We start from the raw sequence: 17,615 nt of genomic DNA on the forward strand, positions 1-17,615 counted from the left end.
CCGACGACATCGATCGACCGTTCCGACAACGAAGTGAGGACTGACATGACCGCACGACCCGACCTTTCACGCCGCGTGCTGCGCGGCACCGCCGCCGCCGGCGTCCTGGCCCTGGCCCTGACCGCCTGCGGGGGCGGCGAGACCGAGTCCGGCGAGGCCGCCCAGGACGCCGACGCCGCGCTGGCAGAAGGCGGCGAGATCACCGTCTGGGCCTGGGACCCCACGCTCGCGTCGGTGGCCGCCGACTTCGAGGCGGAGAACCCGGGCGTCACCGTCACGCTGGAGAACGTCGGCACCGGCAACGACCAGTACACGGCGCTGCAGAACGCCATCGCCGCCGGCGACGGCGTGCCCGACGTCGCGCAGGTCGAGTTCTACGCCCTGCCGCAGTTCGCGCTGTCCGAGGCGATGACGGACCTGACCGCCTACGGTGCCGACCAGCTCGACGGCACCTTCACCCCCGGCCCGTGGGGCGCCGTGCAGCAGGAGGGTGGCGTCTACGCCCTGCCCACCGACTCCGGCCCGATGGCCCTGTTCTACAACCAGCGTGTCTTCGACGAGCACGGCATCGACGTCCCCACCACCTGGGAGGAGTACGTCGAGGCCGCCCGCACCCTCCACGAGGCCGACCCGGACGCCTACCTCACCAACGACGTCGGCGACGCCGGGTTCACGACCTCGCTGATCTGGCAGGCCGGTGGCCGGCCCTACCAGGTGGACGGCACCGAGGTGACCGTCGACTTCTCCGACGCCGGCACCCAGCAGTTCACCTCCACCTGGCAGACGATGCTCGACGAGGACCTCGTGGCCCCCGTCGGTTCCTGGAGCGACGAGTGGTACCAGGGCCTGTCCGACGGGTCGATCGCCTCGCTGGTCATCGGCGCCTGGATGCGTGGCAACCTCGAGTCCTCCGTGCCCGGCGCGGCAGGTGACTGGGCCGTCGCCCCGATGCCGCAGTGGGAGAGCGGTGCGGAGGTCACCGCGGAGAACGGCGGCAGCTCCCTCGCCATCCCCGCGGCGAGCGAGAACGCCGACCTCGCCTGGGCGTTCCTCGAGTACGCGACCGTCGGTGACGGCATCGCCACCCGCGTCGCCGAGGGTGCCTTCCCCGCCACCGTCGCCGAGCTGGAGGACCCCACGTTCCGCGAGGAGGAGTTCGACTACTTCGGCGGCCAGGCCGTGAACGAGGTGCTGGCCGACTCGGCGTCCCAGGTCGCCGAGGGGTGGCAGTACCTGCCCTTCCAGGTGTACGCCAACTCGATCTTCAACGACACGGTCGGTCAGGCGTACGTCACCGACACCACCCTGACCGACGGTCTGGCGACCTGGCAGGACCAGACCATCGCCTACGGCGAGGACCAGGGCTTCACCGTCGACCCGTGACGCCCGCTCCCTGAGCACCGGTGGGGACGGCCGCCCGCCGTCCCCACCGGCGCTCGGGCCCGCAGCACGGCATCCGCAGCACCACGTACACATCCCCGTTCGTCCAGGAGCACCCATGACCGACGTCTCCCGCCTGCTCGCAGGTCCCGAGTCGACCCGTCCTGCCCGCCTCGGGTACGGCGCCGACTACAACCCGGACCAGTGGCCCCGTGAGGTGTGGGCCGACGACGCCCGGCTCATGCAGGCCGCCGGCGTCAACGTCGTCTCCGTCGCGATCTTCTCCTGGGCCCGGCTCCAGCCCGCACCCGACCGGTGGGACTTCGACTGGCTCGACGAGGTCATGGACCTCATGCACGCCCACGGCATCTCCGTGGACCTCGCCACCGCCACCGCGTCCCCGCCGCCGTGGTTGACCACCCTGCACCCCGAGATCCTGCCCGTCACGCGCACCGGGGAGACGCTGTGGCCCGGCGGACGTCAGCAGTGGCGCCCCACCTCACCGGTGTTCCGCCGCTACGCCCTCGCTCTCGTCGAGGCCATGGCCGAGCGCTACGCGCAGCACCCGGCGCTCGCTGCCTGGCACGTCAGCAACGAGCTCGGCTGCCACAACGTCGAGGACTACTCCGACGACGCCGCCCGCGCGTTCCGCACCTGGCTCACCGCGCGGTACGGCACGCTCGACCGGCTCAACGAGGCCTGGGGCACCGCCTTCTGGTCGCAGCGGTACACCGACTGGGACCAGATCCTGCCGCCGCGGCTGGCGGCCTCGTACCCCAACCCCACCCAACAGCTCGACTTCAAGCGGTTCTCCTCCGACGCCCTGGTCGACCACCTGCGCGCCGAGCGCGACGTGCTGCGCCGGATCACGCCGGACGTCCCCGTCACCACGAACTTCATGGTGATGGGTGAGACGAAGGGCATGGACTACGCCTCCTGGGCGCCCGAGATCGACTTCGTCTCCAACGACCACTACCTGCAGCCCGGCCCGCAGGGCCGCGAGGAGATGTCCTTCTCCGCGAACCTCACCAGCGGCGTGGCGGGCGGGCGCCCCTGGTTCCTCATGGAGCACTCCACCAGCGCCGTCAACTGGCAGCCGGTCAACGTCCCCAAGCGGCCGGGCGAGCTCGCCCGCGACTCCCTGACGCACGTCGCCCACGGCGCCGACGCCGTCTGCTTCTTCCAGTGGCGCCAGTCCGCTGCCGGTGCCGAGAAGTACCACTCGGCGATGGTCCCGCACGCCGGGGAGGACTCCGCGCTGTTCCGCGACGTCGTCGCCCTCGGCCGGACGCTCGCCGACCTCGCCCCCGTCGTCGGGGCGGAGCGTGCACCCGCCCGCGCCGCGATCCTCTTCGACTGGGACTCCTGGTGGACGTCCGAGCTGGACTCGCACCCCACCGAACAGCTCCGCTATCGCGCCGAGGCGCTGGACTGGTACCAGGCGTTCCTGGACGCCGGCGTGCGCGCCGATGTCGTGCCCGTGGCCGGCCTGGACGACGGCCGCACGGACCTCGCCGACTACGACGTCGTCGTCGCGCCGGTGCTGCACGTCGTCCCGGCGGCGCTCGCGGACCGGCTGACCCGTTGGGTGGAGGCCGGCGGCCACCTCGTCACCACGTACTTCTCCGGCATCGTCGACGCCGACGACCACGTGTGGCTCGGCGGCTACCCCGGGGCGCTGCGCGACCTGCTGGGCCTGCGCATCGAGGAGCTCAACCCCCTGCGCGACGGCGAGAGCGTACGCCTCGACGACGGGTCCACCGGCACGCTGTGGACCGACCGCATCGACGTGCTCCCGGGCACGCAGGTGCTGGCGCGCTACCTCGACGGTCAGCAGGCGGGACGGGCCGCCGTGACCCGCCGGGCCGTCGGGCAGGGATCGGCCGCCTACGTCTCGACCCGGCTCGGGGCCGCGGGCCTGCGCCCGCTGCTCGAGAAGCTCCTCGGTGCCGCCGGCGTGCGCAGCGAGCTGCCCGCACCGTTGCGGGGCCGCGTCGAGCTCACCGTGCGCCGCGCCGCCCACGAGGAGTTCTGGTTCCTCGTGAACCGCACCGACGAGACCCTCGGGCTCTCCGGCCTCGACGGGAAGGTGCTCGTGGCCACGACGCCCGACGACGGTGCGCACCCGACGCCCGCCGACCGGCCGGGCTCCTTCGACGAGTTCGCCCCCCGCGGTGTCGTCGTCCTGCGACGCCCCCGCCCCTGACCACCCTCGTCGCCGAACAGGAAGCTGGTCCCGTTTTCACCTCGGAAAGCGGGACCAACTTCCTGTTCGGCGTCGGTACGCTCGCCGTGTGAGCTCCACCGGGGCGGCCGAGACCGTCGGGATCGTCGGCGGCGGCATCGTGGGCCTGGCCGTGGCCCGCGAGGTGCTGCGCCGCCGTCCCGGCACGCGGGTGCTCGTCCTGGAGGCCGAGGACCGCCTGGGCGCGCACCAGACGGGCCACAACTCCGGCGTCGTGCACGCCGGGATCTACTACCGGCCCGGCAGCCTCAAGGCGCGGCTGTGCACCCGCGGCCGGCACCTGCTGCGGGACTACTGCGCCGAGCACGACCTGCCGTACGAGGAGGTCGGCAAGCTGGTCGTCGCCGTGTCCCCGTCCGAGCAGGGCCGGTTCGACGCCCTGGAGCGGACCGCACGCGAGAACGGGGTGCCCGGGCTCCGGCGGCTGGGCGCCGGCGAGATCCGCGACGTCGAGCCGCACGCCGTCGGGCTCGCCGCCCTGCACTCCCCGCGGACGGCCGTCACCGACTTCGTCGCCGTGTGCGCCCGGCTCGGCCGCGACGTCGAGGCGGGCGGCGGCCGGGTGCTGCTCGGTGCGCGGGTGACCGGCGTCGAGCGTTCCGGCGGCCGGGTGGTCGTCAGCTGCGGAGACGCCCGGCACCCGGGGGACCGGCACCCGGGGGACCGACACGCCGTGGACCGCCTCGTGGTGTGCGGCGGTCTGCAGTCCGACCGGCTCGCGGCGCTCGTCGGCGGGGACCCCGGCCCGGCGATCGTCCCGTTCCGCGGCGAGTACCTGACGGTCCGCCCGGCGAAGCAGGACCTGGTGCGCGGCATGGTCTACCCCGTGCCCGACCCGCGGTACCCGTTCCTGGGCGTGCACTTCACGCGCACCGTGGCCGGCGGTCTCGAGGTGGGCCCGAACGCCGTCCTCGCCCTGGACCGGAGTAGCTACCGTCGCCTCGCGATGAGCCCGCGGGACACCGCGGCGGTGCTCGGCTGGCCGGGGTTCTGGCGGATGGCCGCCCGGCACTGGCGCACGGGGCTGCGCGAGGTCTACGGCTCGGCCGTGACGGCGGCGTACCTGGCCACCGCGCGACGCTACGTCCCCGCGATCGGCAGCGCCGACGTCGTACGCGGGCGTACGGGGCTGCGTGCACAGGCCGTCGCGCGCGACGGTTCTCTCGTGGACGACTTCGTCGTCGAGACGTCCGACGGCGTCACCTGCGTGCGCAACGCGCCCTCGCCCGCCGCGACGTCGAGCCTCGCGATCGCCGAGCACGTCGTCGACACCGTCTACGGGTGAGGGCACGCGGCTGTCGAGGTGCACCGGTCGTCACGGGTCGGCAAGGTGGGCCCTATGAGTCCTGCCCGGCGTCGCCTCCTGATCGCGGCGCTCGTCGCGCTCGCTCCCCTCGTGCTCCTCGGCGCCCTCGCCCCGGAGCTCGCGATGCCGTACTACCTCGGCATGCTGCCCGCCACGATCGCGGCCGTCGCCTCGTGGCGGCGCGCCTGGGTGGTGGCGCTGCTCACCGGGTCTCTCGCGCTGGTGGCGCCGCTCGCCGGGGCGCAGGCCTGGTCGGCGACGCTGCTGATGTCGGCCGTGGCGTGCGGGCTCGGCCTCGCGGCGCACCGGGGGTGGTCGTCCGGCGGGGCGCCGGCCGCCGCCACCCTGGCCGCGCTCACGATCGCGCCTCCTGCTCTGACGGCTGCCGACCCGCGCACCCTGGCCGGGTCGTGGCCGGTCGCCGCGGTCGTCCTGCTCGGCGGTCTGTGTGCGGCCGCCACGGCGACGCTCTTCACCCGGGACGTGCGGCGGCGCCCGCACGAGCCGCTCGTCGGGACGGAGTCGACCTTCTACACCACGGCGCTCGTGGTCTTCACGGCTGTCGGGACCTGGTGGGCGGCGGTCTACTTCCCGGACACCCACTCCTGGTGGCTGCTGCTGACCTTCTACATGGTGATGGTGCCGCGGACCGGTGACATCACCGCGCGGGCGCTCGAGCGGGCGGGGGGCACGGTGCTCGGTGGGCTGGTGATCGTGCTCCTGGTCGCGCTGGACGTGCCCCACGCCGTCCTGACCGCGGTCCTCGTCGCCGGGGCCGTGGGCTGCGCGGTGACGTATCTCGCTGCGCCCTACTGGGTGTACGCGGCCTTCCTGACGCTGACCGTGATCGGGCTCTCGGCGGGGGACGCTCCCGTGGCGGGGGCCCTGGAGCGGGTCGCGCTCACGCTGCTCGGGGCCGGGGCGGCCGCGGGGATCCTGCTGCTCGCCCGTGCCGTCGCCTCGCGCGGCGCGCGCTCCCACGACTGTGCCGACGCCTGAGCGGCGCTGCTAGCCTCCCGGTGTGATGAACCATGCGTGAGTCGTCGGTGACGATCCATGACGTCGCGCGCCACGCAGGGGTGTCGGCCGCGACGGTGTCGAACTTCTTCAACTGGCCGGACAAGCTGTCCGAGCGCATGAGGTCCCGGGTCGAGACCTCGGTGACGGAGCTGGGCTTCGTGCCGAACATGCCGGCCCGGCAGCTGCGCCGTCAGCGCAGCGGGATCGTGGGCCTGAGCGTGGTCAACGCCTCGAACCCGTTCTTCGCCGGTATCGCGACGGCGGTGGAGCAGGTCGCCGAGGACGCCGGGCTGTCGGTGGTGGTGGGCTCCTCGCACGAGTCGGCCGACCGGCAGGAGAAGTTCCTGACGCTGTTCGAGCAGCTCCGGTTCGACGGCGTCGTGGTGGCACCGTCGGACGACGAGCTGGAACCGCTGCGCCAGCGCCGCGACCGCGGCACGCCGGTGGTGCTCGTGGACCACGAGGACCCGGACGGTCGCCTGTCCTCGGTGTCCCTGGACCACCGGGAGGGGGGCCGGATCGCCGCGGAGCACCTCGTCACCGCCGGGCGGACCCGGCTGCTCTTCGCGGGCGGCCCCGAGGGGGTGCGTCAGGTGGCCCGACGCCTGGAGGGTTGCCGGGAGGTCGTCTCCGGCATCGCCGGCACGCGCCTCGAGGTCGCCCGGTCGGCGGACCTGGACCTCACCGACGGCGAGGAGATGGGCCGGTGGATCGCGGGCCTCGACCAGGACGAGCGCCCGGACGCCGTGTTCGCGGGCAACGACCTCCATGCCATCGGGCTCGTGAACGCGCTGGTCGCGCAGGGCGTGCAGGTTCCCGACGAGGTCGCCGTGGTGGGCTACGACGACATCCCGTTCGCGGCGCGGGCCGCCGTCCCGCTGACGACGGTGCGCCAGCCGATCGCCGAGATGGGCCGGGCGGCTGCCCGGCTCCTCCTCGACGAGATCTCCGAGCCCGGTCGCGAGCCGCGCGACGTCGTGTTCCCGCCGGAGCTCGTGGTGCGGGCCTCGGCGCCCTGACGGCTGCGGCGGGCCGACGCCCTATCTCGGTGCGTGCCGGAGGTGGCGTCCCAGGTCTCGACGGGCGCGGTGCAGACGCGACTTGACGGTCCCGACCGGCACCCGCAGGCGGAGCGCGACCTCGGCCGCGGGCAGGTCGTCGACCAACGCCAGGTGTGCGACCTGCCGCTCGACCGGGCCCAGCGTGGCCAGCGCCGCGGCGATCGCGAGCCGGTCGGCGACGGCGGGGGCGTGGTCGGGGTCGACGGTCGCACCGGGGCCGGCGGCCGTCGTGACACGGTGCAGCAGGCGGTCCTGACGCAGGCAGCGTCGTCGTTCGTTGGCGCACAGGCGGGTCGCGACGGAGCGGAGCCACGGCCAGGCGGTGGTCTCGACGCGTGCGGTGCGTCGCCGTCGCCAGACGGTGTGGAAGACGTCGCCGGCGACGGCGGACGGGTCGGCGCGGGCGACGCCGCGCAGCTGCCCGGTCACGCAGTGCAGGACACGGTGGTGGTAGCGGGTGAAGAGCGCGGCGAAGGCCTGCTCGTCGTCGGTGCGGACCCGCGCCCACAGCTCGGGGTCCGTCGTCCGTGAGCCCATGGTGGACCTCCTGCCGGCGACTCGCTCGCGATCGTCTGCAGCCCCAGCCTGCCGGGTGCGGGCGACGTTGGCAAGAGTTTCACTGACCTACTGGTAGGTCAGTTTACGCCGGCGGCGGGCGAAGGTCGTCGAGGAGGAGCGTCCAGTGCTGGTCGACACGTTCGACCGGGTCCGGCGGACCGGGGGCCCGCCGTGCCAGCTCCTGGGTCCCCAGGAAGGCGGCGGCCAGGTGCCAGGCGAGCTCGTCGACGTCCGTCCCGGCGCGCAGCTCGCCCGCGCCGACCGCGCGGTCGAGGCAGCGTCGGACGACGTCGATCCAGCCGGCGAACGGGTCCGGCAGGCCGTCGGTGGGGCCGTCGCCGGTGAGCCGTGCGGCGGCGCGCAGGGTGACGTCGTCGCGAAAGCGCCGGGCAGCCTCGGCAGAGAGGCGGCGCAGCGCATCCAGACCGGTGACGCCCTCGCCGTCCATCTCGCGCAGGACAGGTTCCCAGACGACCGAACCGGCGCGCACGACCTCGGCGGCGAGCTCGGCCTTCGACGGGAAATGGAAGTAGACGGAGCCTTTGGTGAGTCCGAGGCGATCGGCGATCTGCGCGACAGAGGTCGCGGAATATCCTCGTGCGTCGAACTCCTCGGCGGCTGTCCTCAGGATCGCCGCCCGGGTCGCCGCCTTCTGTTGTTGTCGCGAAGTTTCGGCCACCGATGATTCCTTTGCTGCCGGCCGGTGCCGGAACGCCCGACATCGCGGCGTTCCTCACTGGACGGTAGCGCGATACCCGAGGAGCGCTCTCCTGGGCACGCGGGCCGCGCCGGATCGTTCCGCAAAGGGTGGCAGGAATGACGAGCGCGAATGAGGCGCCTGGGAAACTTCATTGACTGTACAGAAGGTCAGTCAATTCTCGAGATGCACTTCGCCCTGAGCGACGACCAGCCTGTTCTGCAGCACGGAGACCTCGACCGCTCGGTGCGTCGCGGTCGCGTAGACCTCCGGCCGTGGCGTGTACTCCACGAACCGGTCGATCGCCATCGACACGGCGATCACCGTGCGCCGCGCGCGCAGCAGCGTCGCGGCGTGCAGCGCCGCCGCGACGAGCGCGTGCCCCGAGAGCCGGTCGAGCGTCGGGTCGACCTGGCGGGGGTCGTCGCAGTCCCAGCCCATGCGGCCGAGCAGCCGGTCGCCGTGCTGCTGCAGGACGCTGAGCGGCTCGCTGTCGTGCCGGACCGGCGCCGGACGCGGCGCGCCACCGCGGACCAGCCGGTACGTGGCGGGGTCGATGCACTGCACGGTCCCGCTGCCGTGCGCGATCTCCCGCGAGCCCGCGCGGACCGTCACGGACGCCTCGAAGGCCGCGACCGACCCACGGCGCTCGCGACGGGCGTGCACCTGGACGAACGCCGTCGCGCCGAGAGTCCCCGACTCGGGGAGGAGCGGAGCGCGTCCCGTCCACCGGAACGCCACGCGGCGCATGCTCAGGTGGTGGTCCGCGCCGACGCCCAGGCACTGCCTCGCCACCACCACCCCCACCCGGCGCACGACCTCCAGGCCGACCAGGACGGGTACCGGGGCTGCCGTCGTCAGCCCCGGCTGGGAGGAGATCCGCACGGCGAGGTGCCAGGCGTCCGTCCCTGCCGCTGCCGCGTCCCCCACGTGGACGCCGTCCGAACCGCTCCCTGCACCGTCCGACATGCTCAAGATCCCCATGCCCTGGGATGTCCGGCCGGGCCGGATCGGTTCGCGCCGGGGGCGGGTCCCGTCACCCGCCGGCTGCGTCGAGGAGGGTCTCGGCGGCCGCGCGCGCGTGCCGGGCCGTGCTGGTGTCACCCGAGATGGCGGCCGTGGTCTGGGCGCCCTCGGCCAGGATCGCGATCTGCGGAGCGAGCCGTGCGGGGGCGCCGGCCTCGGCCACGAGCCGGGCCACGTGGTCGCGGAAGGCTTGCTTCTGCTCGCGGACGACGTCCGCTGCCGGGGCGGACGCGGGACCGACCTCGCCGAAGGTGTTGATGAAGGCGCAGCCCCGGAACGTGGGTTCGTGGAACCAGTCGTCGAGGAAGTCGAAGATCGCGAGGATCTGCTCCCGGGGCGTGGTCGCCCGGTCGCCGGCGGCGGCGAGGCCGGCGTCCCAGGTCTCTCGTCTCTGCTGGAGCACCGTCACGAGCAGGTCTTCCTTGGACCCGAACATCGCGTAGATGCGCTTGAGCGGGACTCCCGCCGCCTCGCGCACGGCGTCCATGCCCACGGCCTGGACCCCCCGGGCGTAGAAGAGCTCGTCGGCGGCCTCGACCACCCGTTCGCGCGGCGTTCGCTCGTCAGTCATGCCTGTCCCTCCTGCACTTCAGTCCGCGCCACTTGCGCGGAGAACGATCGTTCTCTACTATAGCCGACAGAGGGAGAACGATCGTTCTCCCATCATCGAAAGGTGTGGATCATGGGCTACGTCAACGTCGGGCGCGAGAACACCACCGACATCGAGATCTACTACGAGGACCACGGCAGCGGGCAGCCCGTCGTCCTCATCCACGGCTACCCGCTCGACGGCAACAGCTGGGAGCTGCAGACCCGCGAGCTCGTCGACGCGGGCTACCGCGTCATCACCTATGACCGCCGCGGCTTCGGCCGGTCCAGCAAGGTCGGCTCCGGCTACGACTACGACACCTTCGCGGCGGACCTCGACGCCGTCCTCGAGACGCTCGACCTGCGGGACGTCATTCTCGTCGGCTTCTCCATGGGCACCGGCGAGCTGGCCCGCTACGTCACCCGTCACGGTCACGAGCGAGTCGCCAAGCTCGCCTTCCTCGCCGCGCTCGAGCCGTTCCTCGTCGAGACCGGCGACAACCCGGGTGGTGTCCCGCAGTCCGTCTTCGACGGCATCGCCGACGCCGCCCGCAGCGACCGGTACGCCTGGTTCACGCAGTTCTACCAGGACTTCTACAACCTCGACGAGACGCTCGGCTCGCGCATCAGCCAGGAGGTCGTCACCGCGAGCTGGAACACCGCGACGGGCAGCGCACCCGTCGCCGCCTACGCCGTCGTCCCGGCCTGGATCGAGGACTTCCGCGAGGACGTGAAGGCGGTCCGCGCCGCCGGCAAGCCGTCGCTGATCCTGCACGGCACCGCCGACCGGATCCTGCCGGTCGACGCGACGGGTCGGCCCTTCCACGAGGCCTTCCCGGAGGCCGAGTACGTCGAGATCGACGGTGCCCCGCACGGCCTGCTGTGGACCCACGCCGCCGAGGTGAACGAGGCCCTGCTCCGCTTCGTCCGGGCCTGAGCCGGGGTGCGTCCCGGGGGCTGCTCAGCCGCCGGGACGCACCAGCCCCGACACGACGGCCCGCATGACGGTGGCGGTCACCGCCGGGCCGGGACGCCGCGCTCAGCCCTCCAGGCGCGTGGGCAGCTCGGCCACCACCCGGAACCCGCCGTCCGGACCGGCCCCCGCGGTCAGGGTGCCCCCCAGCAGGGCGGCACGCTCGGACATCCCCGCGATCCCCGCACCCGCCGGCAGCGGGGCTCCCGCCCCCGTGCCGTCGTCGGACACCGTGATGCGCAGCCGGCCGTCCGCCACGGAGAGTCGCACGAGCGCCGCCCGGGCCCGCGAGTGCCGCAGCACGTTCGTCAACGACTCCTGCACGATCCGGTAGGCCGCGGCGTCCACCGTGGCGTCGATCGACCCCGCCGGCACCTCGACCCGCGTCGAGACCTGCACCCCGCTCGCGCGCACCGGCTCCACGAGCGCGGCCAGGCCCGCCGGCCCGGTCGCCGCGGGCAGGACGTCACGGTGGTGGGCGCCCGGCGTCTCCGGGTCGGGGAGGCCGGTGGGGTGCAGCGGGCGCCGCAGCACCCGGACCGTCGCGCGCAGCTCGTGCAGCGTCCCCGAGGTCGCCTCGCGCACGTGCCGCAACGCCGTGCGCGCGGCGTCGTCGTCACGCCCCACCGCCTCGGTGGCGACACCGGTGTGCAGGGCGACGATGGACAGGTTGTGCCCGACGACGTCGTGCAGGTCCCGAGCGATGCGCATCCGTTCGTGCTGCAGGCGCTGGTCCGCGGCTCGCGACCGCTCCGCCTCCGTCAGCGCGCGCACCTCCTCGGTGTGCCGCCGCGCCGCCCGCGTGAGGCGCACCGCCGTCCCGAGCGCGACCGCGGCCGCCACGAGCGCGACGTTGGTGACCAGGTCGTCGACCGTCAGCGCGGCCGACGGGTCGTCGTCCGTCACCCGGATGGACGTGCCCACCACGATCAGCACGGTGCCGGCACCGACGGCCCAGCGCATGCGGCCCAGCTCGGCCGCGAAGTAGAGCGCCGCCACGGCCGGCAGCGCCATGCCGATCGGCGCGTGGCCGAGCAGGTGGTACGCGAAGATCGCCAGCACGGTCGCCACCAGCATCAGCACCGGCGCGCGACGCCGGAGCAGCACCAGGGCGCCGACGCCGGCGGCGAAGAGGTACGCGCCCGGACCGTGACCGGTCGCGGCTCCGGCGCCGAGGGTCCCCGCGGCATCGGCCGCGACGACGACGGCGAGCACCAGCGTCATGGCCAGGGCGAGCAGGACGTCGGCCACCCACGGGGACGGCGTCGTGGTGCGGACACCAGCGACGTCGTCGACCGCGGGGGAGAGCCTGGGCACGAGGCCCAGGGTAGGTCGCGCGGGCGCGGCTCGCTCTGCTCGCGGTGCGCTGCGTCCGTGACCGCCCAGGGACGCTCAGGGTCGAGCTGACGCCTCGGGGCCGATGTGGGCGAGCAGGTCCGGACGCGACCGTGGTAGACGGCGACCCACCACGCTCCCGGAGCGGATCCGCTGGGAGCTCGTGCACCCACAGCGGCTGGGTGGTGGCAGGCACGGCCTGGGACCATCACGGCGTGCCCAGCCTCACCGGTCCCGCGGCTGAGGCCCTGGCACCGACGAGTGGCACGACACGCACCAGCACGTCCGATGCGCCGGACCACCGCGCGCCGTGACGTGCGCGAGACAGAGTCGGTGAACAATCGCCGGATGGCGCTCGCAGACTTCCCCCGGCACCCGTTGACCTTCGGCCCCAGCCCGATCCACCCCGTGGACCGGCTGAGCGACCACCTCGGTGGCGCCCGCCTGTGGATGAAGCGCGAGGACGTCTCCAGCGGCCTCGCCTACGGCGGCAACAAGGTCCGCAAGCTGGAGTACCTCGTGCCGGAGGCGCTGGCCCAGGGCGCGGACACGCTGGTCTCGATCGGCGGGGTGCAGTCCAACCACACGCGCCAGGTGGCCGCCGTCGCGGCACACCTGGGGATGCGGGCGGTGCTCGTGCAGGAGCACTGGGTGGACTGGCCGGACGCCGTCAACGACCGGGTCGGCAACATCATGCTGTCGCGGCTGATGGGCGCCGACGTCCGGCTCTCCCCGGCAGGCTTCGGCATCGGGTTCAAGGACTCGTGGCGTGAGGCGATCGCCGACGTCGAGGCCGGCGGCGGGACGCCCTACGCCATCCCGGCCGGGGCGTCCGACCACCCGCTGGGTGGCCTCGGCTTCGCCCGCTGGGCCCACGAGGTCGCAGAGCAGGAGCGTGAGCTGGGCGTCTTCTTCGACACGATCGTCGTGTGCGCGGTGACCGGGTCGACCCAGGCCGGGATGATCGCCGGGTTCGCGGACCTGGTGGAGAACTTCGGTGGCCGGCCGCGACGCGTCCTGGGCATCGACGCATCGGCGAAGATCACCGAGACCCGGGACCAGGTCGCGCGGATCGCGCGCCGCACGGCCGAGGCGATCGGGGTGGGACGCGATCTGCGCGACGACGAGATCACGGTGCTCGAGGGCTGGGCGGGCGACGAGTACGGCATCCCCGTGGAGTCCACCGACGAGGCGATGCACCTGGTCGGCAGGCTCGAGGGCGTCATCCTCGACCCGGTCTACGAGGGCAAGTCCATGGCCGGGCTGATCGACCTCGTCCGCCGCGGCGACATCCCTCGCGACTCGAACGTCCTGTACGCGCACCTGGGCGGGCAGCCTGCTCTCAACGCGTACAGCGGTCGCTACCACTGATGGTCAGTGGCGCTGCGGAGGAGCGGCCTCGATCTTCGTCGCGACCCGGTCGACGAGCGCGTCGATCTCCAGCTCCGCGGGCACGTCGGCGTGCGCCGGGGCGAGGGTCGCCACGAGGACGACCGCCCCGGACACCGCCGTCATCGCGACGGTGACGCGCTGCCGGGCACCGGTCGACGGATCGGTCTCGATCCCGGTGAAGCCCGCGTAGCCCTTCTCGTCCTCGGCGCGCTCGGTGTAGTCGTCCCAGCCGGGTGCCAGGTCGTCCCCGTCGTCGAGGGCGTGCTCGCCGATCCGCTGCGGGGAGCTCAGCGTGACCCCCGCGTCGGCGGCCTGCTCCATCACCCCCTCCGGCCAGGTGCGCTCCGTGAGCGACCCGGCGTAGACGTCGCCGACGGGGTGCGACGCCGGGTACCACGACGCGTGCGCGATCACGCTGGTGTAGACCGACACCGAGCCGTGCCGCACACCGGAGACGGCGGTGACCCCCGGGGTCCCCGTGACGGGCATCCAGCGGCGGACCAGGTCAGGGCTGTGGAGGTAGCGCAGACCCGGCAGGCGCCAGGGCGCCGGCTCGTGCGGCGGGACGGTCGAGACCCACTCGGGCTCCACGGGCAGCCGTTCGGCCCCGGCAGGCAGGTCGGACTCCGTCAGGGCCCAGGGGCCGGGTTGCCACCTCTCGCGCAACGCCCGTTGGATCGGTTCCCCCCAGGTCAGCGAGCCGACCACGAGGGCGAACAGGAGCAGTGTGCCGACGGGCACGACGACGCCGCCGCGCCAGCCGCGGCGTCGTCTCGCGATGATCGTCATGTCAGGTCTCCCAGCTCTCGGCGTAGGTCGGCGTTGATCGCGAAGGTGTTGCCGAAGGTGTCCCGCAGGGTCTTCGAGTCGGGGTCGAGCCGTTCCGTCGCACGGTCGACCTCCTCGGCGGAGAACCCCTGGGCGGCGAGCTGGTCGCGCACCGCCTCGCCGAAACGCCCGGTCACCCAGGCCCGCAGCTCCGGCTCGGTCCGGAGCACCTCCCCGCGGGCGGCCTCGACGCCGTCGGGCAGGAGCGGAGGCAGGAGGGTGCTCACACCGGTCGCGGCCAGCGACGCCCCCGACGGTGACCTGGTGGTCGCGAGGCTGAGGCCGGAGGAGAACCAGCCGGCGGTCCTCGCGGTGGCCTCCTGGTCCGCGCGAGCGGCGACGATCGTCCCGGACGTGATCGACCCCAGGACCGCCGCGGCGTCCCGGGTGGCCCCCGCGGTGAGCGCCTCGGCGTCGGCGAGACCACGCCCGGGAGCCACGACCTCGGCCACGGCGTCGTCCAGGTACCTGTCGACCCGCTCCACCCAGTGGCCCGACGCCGTCTCCGTGCTCGACGTCGCGGCGACCACGTCGCGGAACGCGAAGGCGTCCAGGAGCGGCTGGACGACCGGGGCGTACACCCCGGTCCCCTCGGCGAGCTGGGGCCTGCCCGCCACCCCCGGCTCGGGCTGCGGCATGTCGTGGAGCTGCTGGTGGACGGTGTCACCGGCCGAGACCAGGTACGGCGCGTAGGCGTCGGCGACGTTCCGGCCGGCCTCGTCCGAGACGGGGTACGGGCCGGCCAGCAGGCCGTGGTCGGTGACGAGCTCTCGGGTCGCGGTCGAGACGAGCAGCGCGGACCGGCTCTGCTGGTCGACGTCGTCGCTCCCGGTGCCCGCAGCGACCGCGGCCGCGAGCAGGCCCGTGACGGCGGCGCCGCCGTCGGGCCAGCCGTCGGTCGGGGCGGTGCCGAACCAGTGGTCCACCATCGCGGGGATCTCCTCGTCCGACGGGGCGAGGTGGTCCAGCGCGGCCTGCGGACGCGCGGCGAGCCCGTCGGCGACCGCGACCGACACGGCGCCCGTGGCGAGCAGGTCGGCGTCGTCCCCCTGCCGCTGCCGGCGTTCGACCAGCGCGTCGGCCGCCCCGACGTGGACCCCGGCCGGCAGCATCGGTGCCAGCAGCGTCGCGGCCAGCCCCGCCCGGTCGCCGAGCTCGACGAACGACCCGGGCAGGTCGTCGACCAGGGAGTGGCCGAGGTCTCGGAGGGCACTCGGCGTGGCGCTCTCCGCCCAGGCGGCGAGCCCGTCGGCGAGCGCGAGGGCGGCGTCGTCGTCGACCGGGGTGACCCCGATCGCCGCGTAGAGCTCGGCCGGCGTGGTCGACTCCCAGAACGCCGTCCACAGGACGGGGTCGTCACCCGCCGCCACGACGGCGGCCAGGAGCTCGTCGCGCGCGGCGGAACGCGCCTCGCGGTCCAGGCCGGGGGCCACGGCCCGGACGAGACCGGACAGGTCCACCCCGCTTCGCCACGAGGTCGTGAACGCCGGGGGCGTGGTGCCGGCGCTCGTCGCGAGCCGCACGGCCCGCACGTGGGCGAGCCCGGCCAGTCGCGGCGCCGTGCTGCGGGAGCCGGTCACCTTGGCGTCCCGCGCGGCGCGCCACCGGGACTCGGCGGCGGTCACGTCGCTGCGCGCCGTCGCGCCGGCCAACCGCGCCTGCCAGGCCAGCTGGCTCCAGGAGGGGTGCCGGGGGTCGAAGGGGTCGAGAGCGACACGCCGCGCGTCCGCCTCGTCGTCCGCTGCCCGTGCCACCCGGACGTGTGCCTCGTCCCGGGCCAGGATCGCCCGGTGGGCGTCCTGCTGCTCGCCCGCCAGGCAGGCCGATCGCTCGGCCAGGGCGCGCGACGTCTCGGCGAGCACGTCGGCGCACAGCTCGGTCTCCGCCCGGAGCTCGGCGAGGAGCCGCCGGGCCCCGTCGACCGCGCCGGACACGTGCCCCTCCAGGTGTCGTGCCACCCGTGCCAGCCCGCTGGAGGTCTCGGCGAGGGCCCCGGCGGCGCGGGCTGCCGTCGCCGACAGGTCGGCGAGCCCACCGGGGGAGCCGGTCAGCGGCAGGTACTCCACGTCGTGCGTCAGCACGCCGCGTCCGCTCCGGTGCTCACCACCGCAGGCACCTCTCCCGTCCCGGTGAACGCCCGCGACAGGCCCGTCGCCGTCACCGTCTCCGCCGCCTCGAAGGTGGCGGCAGCCTGCGTCAGGCGGCGCGAGAGGATCTCCAGGGTCGCGACCAGCGTCCGGTGCGCCGGCAGCCATGCCTCGACGAGGGCGGCGAGAGCGTCCGCGAGGACGGGCTCGCCCGTGGCGCTCGCGGCGGAGCGGGTGTCCACGGGCAGGGCGGTCGCGCCGGCGAGCAGGTCCGAGGTGTCGCGGAGCTGTGCCGCGAGCGCCGCGAGGTCCGAGGGATCGAGATCGAGACGGGGCATGGCCACGCACGCTAGCGACGCGACCGCGCCTCACGCCGCCGCCGTCCCCAGGCTGTGGACAACCGTGGGGCCGTGTCAGTCCCACCACAGGCGGTACCAGTGGTCGTCGTCCGCCCCGGGGACCTCACGCCCCGCCAGTCCCCACCCCCACCATCGCGAGACCTCGTGCGGCGGCACGTCGGCGTCGTCCACCCCGAGGCCGACGGCATACCGGAAGAGCTCGTCGCCCTGGCACCCCGGGCCGTGGCGGGGCCCCACCGTGAACTCGTGGTCGCCGCGCACCAGCACCCCTTCGACGGTCAGTCGCTCGTCGCACCGTCCCGGACCCACCACGTACCCGTGGGCGCGGAGGCGGTCCGGGTGCGCGACGACGGCGCGCAGCACGGTGCCCAGGGTCGGCCCGTCGTTCTGCCGCTCGGTGGCGAGGTCCTCCGCGGGCACACGGTCCAGCAGACCGGCGGCGACCGTGGCGTCGAGGTCGACGAACCGGTAGAACGAGGCCGCGCCCGTCGAGTCGGGCAGCAGCGCCGGCTCGAGCACCCGGTCCAGGCCCGCGCGGAGCAACCAGCCGTGCCGGCCGTCGCACCAGAGATGAGCCGCCGTGGGAGCCGTGGCGAGGCGCTCCTCGAGCTGCCAGGCCGTGGTCAGGTCGACGAGCTCGGGGGAGGTGAAGCGACGTCGGGGAGGGGCGGGCCGGACGGGCGGCGGACCGGGCGGAACCGGCGGGTCGACAGGTGTCGAGGGCGCTGAGGGCATGAGGTCTCCAGGTGTCGTCCGGGCC

Annotated in this window: 16 protein-coding genes; 7 read left to right on the forward strand and 9 right to left on the reverse strand. The window is 74.1% G+C overall.

Going from position 1 to position 17,615, the window contains the following annotated elements; all coding sequences use genetic code 11:
* The first annotated feature begins 45 nt into the window (after positions 1-45).
* The 5 genes from HDG69_RS00815 (at position 46) to HDG69_RS00835 (ending at position 6,970) form a co-directional block, all read left to right on the forward strand.
* A complete protein-coding gene (locus tag HDG69_RS00815) occupies positions 46-1,383 on the forward strand; it encodes an ABC transporter substrate-binding protein (protein WP_171781890.1) in 1,338 nt (445 codons plus the stop codon).
* 115 nt (positions 1,384-1,498) lie between these two features.
* On the forward strand, positions 1,499-3,586 hold the full coding sequence (locus HDG69_RS00820; RefSeq protein ID WP_171781891.1) for a beta-galactosidase: 2,088 nt from the start codon (positions 1,499-1,501) through the stop codon (positions 3,584-3,586).
* Positions 3,587-3,674: 88 nt separating this feature from the next.
* The gene (gene lhgO, locus HDG69_RS00825) at positions 3,675-4,910 is read left to right on the forward strand and encodes an L-2-hydroxyglutarate oxidase (RefSeq protein WP_343036192.1); all 1,236 of its coding nucleotides are present in this window, start codon (positions 3,675-3,677) and stop codon (positions 4,908-4,910) included.
* Positions 4,911-4,964: 54 nt separating this feature from the next.
* Complete coding sequence (locus HDG69_RS00830) at positions 4,965-5,930, forward strand: FUSC family protein (protein WP_171781893.1); 966 nt, start codon at positions 4,965-4,967, stop codon at positions 5,928-5,930.
* Positions 5,931-5,962: 32 nt separating this feature from the next.
* Positions 5,963-6,970, forward strand: a complete 1,008-nt coding sequence (locus tag HDG69_RS00835; protein WP_171781894.1) for a LacI family DNA-binding transcriptional regulator — start codon at positions 5,963-5,965, stop codon at positions 6,968-6,970.
* 21 nt (positions 6,971-6,991) lie between these two features.
* Here the strand turns inward: HDG69_RS00835 and HDG69_RS00840 are convergent, their stop codons facing one another.
* From HDG69_RS00840 to HDG69_RS00855, 4 genes are all read right to left on the reverse strand, one after another.
* A complete protein-coding gene (locus tag HDG69_RS00840; RefSeq protein ID WP_171781895.1) occupies positions 6,992-7,549 on the reverse strand; it encodes an RNA polymerase sigma factor in 558 nt (185 codons plus the stop codon).
* Positions 7,550-7,652: 103 nt separating this feature from the next.
* Positions 7,653-8,249, reverse strand: coding sequence for a ScbR family autoregulator-binding transcription factor (locus tag HDG69_RS00845; protein ID WP_171781896.1), 597 nt, complete (start codon positions 8,247-8,249; stop codon positions 7,653-7,655).
* Between the two features lie 192 nt (positions 8,250-8,441).
* The gene (locus HDG69_RS00850) at positions 8,442-9,236 is read right to left on the reverse strand and encodes a hypothetical protein (RefSeq protein ID WP_171781897.1); all 795 of its coding nucleotides are present in this window, start codon (positions 9,234-9,236) and stop codon (positions 8,442-8,444) included.
* A 67-nt stretch (positions 9,237-9,303) separates the two neighbouring features.
* Positions 9,304-9,864 (reverse strand): TetR/AcrR family transcriptional regulator, encoded by a 561-nt coding sequence (locus tag HDG69_RS00855; protein WP_171781898.1) that lies wholly within the window; start codon positions 9,862-9,864, stop codon positions 9,304-9,306.
* Positions 9,865-9,975: 111 nt separating this feature from the next.
* On the opposite strand from HDG69_RS00855, the gene HDG69_RS00860 reads away from it, so the two are divergent.
* Positions 9,976-10,818 carry an alpha/beta fold hydrolase gene (locus tag HDG69_RS00860; protein WP_171781899.1) on the forward strand — a complete coding sequence of 281 codons (843 nt, stop codon included), beginning with the start codon at positions 9,976-9,978 and terminating at the stop codon, positions 10,816-10,818.
* Between the two features lie 102 nt (positions 10,819-10,920).
* Here the strand turns inward: HDG69_RS00860 and HDG69_RS00865 are convergent, their stop codons facing one another.
* Positions 10,921-12,171: a histidine kinase gene (locus HDG69_RS00865; protein WP_343036193.1), complete on the reverse strand. Its 1,251-nt coding sequence runs from the start codon at positions 12,169-12,171 to the stop codon at positions 10,921-10,923.
* Positions 12,172-12,537: 366 nt separating this feature from the next.
* Between HDG69_RS00865 and HDG69_RS00870 the strand changes: the two genes are divergently transcribed.
* Positions 12,538-13,560: a 1-aminocyclopropane-1-carboxylate deaminase gene (locus tag HDG69_RS00870; RefSeq protein WP_171781900.1), complete on the forward strand. Its 1,023-nt coding sequence runs from the start codon at positions 12,538-12,540 to the stop codon at positions 13,558-13,560.
* A gap of 3 nt (positions 13,561-13,563) precedes the next feature.
* On the opposite strand, the gene HDG69_RS00875 is transcribed toward HDG69_RS00870, so the two are convergent.
* The 4 genes from HDG69_RS00875 to HDG69_RS00890 all read right to left on the reverse strand — a co-directional run bounded on the left by HDG69_RS00875 (position 13,564) and on the right by HDG69_RS00890 (position 17,590).
* Entirely contained in the window at positions 13,564-14,370 is an 807-nt protein-coding gene (locus tag HDG69_RS00875) for a hypothetical protein (RefSeq protein ID WP_171781901.1), read from the reverse strand.
* Positions 14,367-16,490, reverse strand: coding sequence for a hypothetical protein (locus HDG69_RS00880; protein ID WP_171781902.1), 2,124 nt, complete (start codon positions 16,488-16,490; stop codon positions 14,367-14,369). The genes HDG69_RS00875 and HDG69_RS00880 overlap by 4 nt, the downstream gene beginning before the upstream one ends.
* Positions 16,484-16,834 carry a hypothetical protein gene (locus HDG69_RS00885; protein ID WP_171781903.1) on the reverse strand — a complete coding sequence of 117 codons (351 nt, stop codon included), beginning with the start codon at positions 16,832-16,834 and terminating at the stop codon, positions 16,484-16,486. The genes HDG69_RS00880 and HDG69_RS00885 overlap by 7 nt, the downstream gene beginning before the upstream one ends.
* Before the next feature lie 75 nt (positions 16,835-16,909).
* Positions 16,910-17,590 (reverse strand): hypothetical protein, encoded by a 681-nt coding sequence (locus HDG69_RS00890; RefSeq protein WP_171781904.1) that lies wholly within the window; start codon positions 17,588-17,590, stop codon positions 16,910-16,912.
* Between the last annotated feature and the right edge of the window lie 25 nt (positions 17,591-17,615).

The sequence above is a fragment of the Isoptericola halotolerans genome (genome assembly GCF_013149785.1).
Lineage (GTDB): Bacteria > Actinomycetota > Actinomycetes > Actinomycetales > Cellulomonadaceae > Isoptericola > Isoptericola halotolerans.